General features: G+C 50.2%; 1 protein-coding gene. It reads right to left on the minus strand.

Annotated elements, in window-relative coordinates; translation table 11 throughout:
- A partial coding sequence (locus JOD82_RS28850; protein ID WP_245249171.1) for a condensation domain-containing protein occupies positions 1–2,754 on the minus strand: 2,754 nt, incomplete at both ends.

A 2,754-nucleotide genomic window follows, 5' to 3' on the forward strand; every position in this document is an offset into this window, starting at 1 on the left:
CTGCTCCAACAGCTGTATCAGATGGCCCTGAGTCCGTTCAACGGCTTCCCGATCATATAACTTCGCATTGTATTCAAATCGGATTTTCATCGCTTTCTGCGGCATGACAACCAGATTGAAATCATAGTTGGTTTGTTCAATCATGCCGGCATTGCGAATTTCAAAATCCGACGCTGCACCTTCGCCAAGTTGCTCGACCTGCTCCTCCACCGGATAGTTTTCAAACACGATAATGTGGTTGATCAGATCTTGCTTTTGCTCGCTCAAGGCTTGAATTTCATACAGCGGATACGTTTCATAATCTTGAGAAGTCAGCGCCTGCTGTTGATTCGTTCTGATCATGTCAGCAAAGGTGTCCTCAGCCCCACTACGGATACGTATTGGAATGGTGTTAATGAACAAGCCCACCATATTTTCGATCCCCGTAATATCCGCTGGACGACCAGACACTACACCGCCAAAAACAGCGTCGTCACTACCGTTGTACTTTTGGAGCAGCAAGCCCCAGGCTGTTTGCAGCAATGTATTCGCGGTCACGTGGTGCTGCTTAGCCACCATTTCCATACGTCCGGTCAAGTCCTTGCCGAGATCGCACAGGATATGCTCAAATTGTGCACCGTCCGCTTTCACGCCTACTTTTCCGGTCGGAATCGAAGTTTGCTGATCATAGCCGAGCAAATAATCCTTCCAGTAGGAAGCTGCTGCTTCTACATCCTGTGCTTCAAGCCACTCAATATACTGACTGTATGGAGTCACGGGGGCAAGCTTCGGCTGTCTATGCTCCACGGCTGCAAAATAAGCCTCAAACACCTCATCCGTGACTAACGCCACACACCAGCCATCCATCAAGATGTGATGAGAGCTCCACACAAAATAATAATCCTCATCACCTGTCCGTAAAATCGCCACGCGCATCAACGCATCCCGGGACAAATCGAACCCGGCTGCCTTGTCTTTGCGAATAAATTCCTTCACATACGCGTCACGCTCCTGCTCATTCAGATGACGCAAATCTTCACATCTAAAACCAACATCCTTGCGGCGGAAAATGACCTGCACAGGCTCATCCTGCCAACCGCTGATGAAATTAGCTCTAAATATCTCATGCCGCTGCGCCAAATGGTTCAAGCTATCCTGGAAAATATCCGCTTGGAAGCGTCCATGCAAATCAAAGGTCGTTTGTTCAAAATAAGCACCTGACTCTGCATCCATCAGACTATGGAACAACATGCCTTTTTGCATCGGCGTCAGCGCATAGACATTTTCCAGTTCCCCCATGTCACGAGTCCGTTCTACCAATTGATCCAGCTCGGCCATGGTTACATGTTTAAGCATGACATCGCTTGGCGTCAGCTCTTGCTGTTTGCGGCTTGTGCAATGCGTAATGATTTCCTGCAAACTGATTCGGAACTGTTCGGCTAACTGCTCCATCGTTTCACGACGATATTCCTGCTTGCTGTAGCTGATCGTCAATTGCAGCTTGCCTTCCGAAATCAGTCCGTTCATATCCAGCGTGTGCGTTCTAGCTGCATGGGCGCTAAGCTCTGCACCGCTAGCGTAAGGAGATACACCAATGGATTGATTTTGCATATCTTGGTCAAATTGTCCCAAATAGTTAAAGCTGATTTCAGGTTCGGTTACAAAATGCTCTTGCTCACGTGCTGCGGACAGGTATCTCAACATACCGTAGCCAATGCCCTTTTGCGGAATGCGACGTAGTCCTTCTTTCACCTGTTTGATGCGCTGTGAAAGGTCTTGCCCCACGCTCATATCCAGCACAACCGGGAATTGGGTCGTAAACCAGCCCACGGTGCGCGTAATATCCAGTTCTGGCAGAATGGACTCCCGTCCATGACCTTCCAGGCTCACGAGCATTCGTTCCAGGCCCGCCCAGCGATGAATCGTCAGTCCCAATGCGGTAAGCAGCAAATCATTCATCTCCGTGTTGTAAGCACGATGCGCTTGTTTTAACAGCTGCTCCGTTTCCTGAGCTGTCCACGTAACTGTAATGTTCTCGCTGTCCCTATTTAAGGAATGAGAAGGGGACTCGTCTTTTGGAAGCGGCTGATATACGCCTTGTTCCATTTCCTGCCAGAATGCGAGTTCTGCTGCCATGGCCGGACTGTTCGCATATTGAGACTGCCCATCCGCCCAGGTGCGGAACGAATCCGTTTTGTGCGGAAGACGAGCCGCTTGTCCGTTCAATGCCTGCTCATAGGCGGTCGTAATATCCTCGAACAAAATGCGCCAAGATACGGTATCCACCACTAAGTGATGAATAGCTATCAGCAAATGATCTCCATCGGGGCAATGGAACAGCCCCAGCTTCACCAGCGGTCCTTCGCTTAAATGAATACCCGCCTGAATTTCATTCACTTTGGCCTCGATCGCCGCAGATACCTCAGACTCATTTCTGAAGTCGGCCCGATCCAGCGTATACAGCTCGCCCTCACCGACCGCGCGGTTCCAAGCTTCATATCCGCGCTCCGTAGGTCGGAAAATGATACGCAGTGCGTCGTGATGGCTAACGATTTGATCCATCGCCGTGCGCAATGCCGGTTCATCAAAACCGTCCTTGCTATGCAGCATAATGGACTGGTTATGATGATGAGCATCCGTCAGGTTCTGCTCAAAGAACCATTGTTGCACCGGTGTCAGCTTCACAGCGCCCACCACTTCGCTCTGATCCGCCAATCGGGTCACCGATTGGACTTTCAGTGCCAAGGCAGACACGGTTGGATGACTGAACAGGTC

Origin of the sequence: Paenibacillus sp. 1182, from assembly GCF_017833915.1 — a bacterium.
Taxonomy (GTDB): domain Bacteria; phylum Bacillota; class Bacilli; order Paenibacillales; family Paenibacillaceae; genus Paenibacillus; species Paenibacillus polymyxa_D.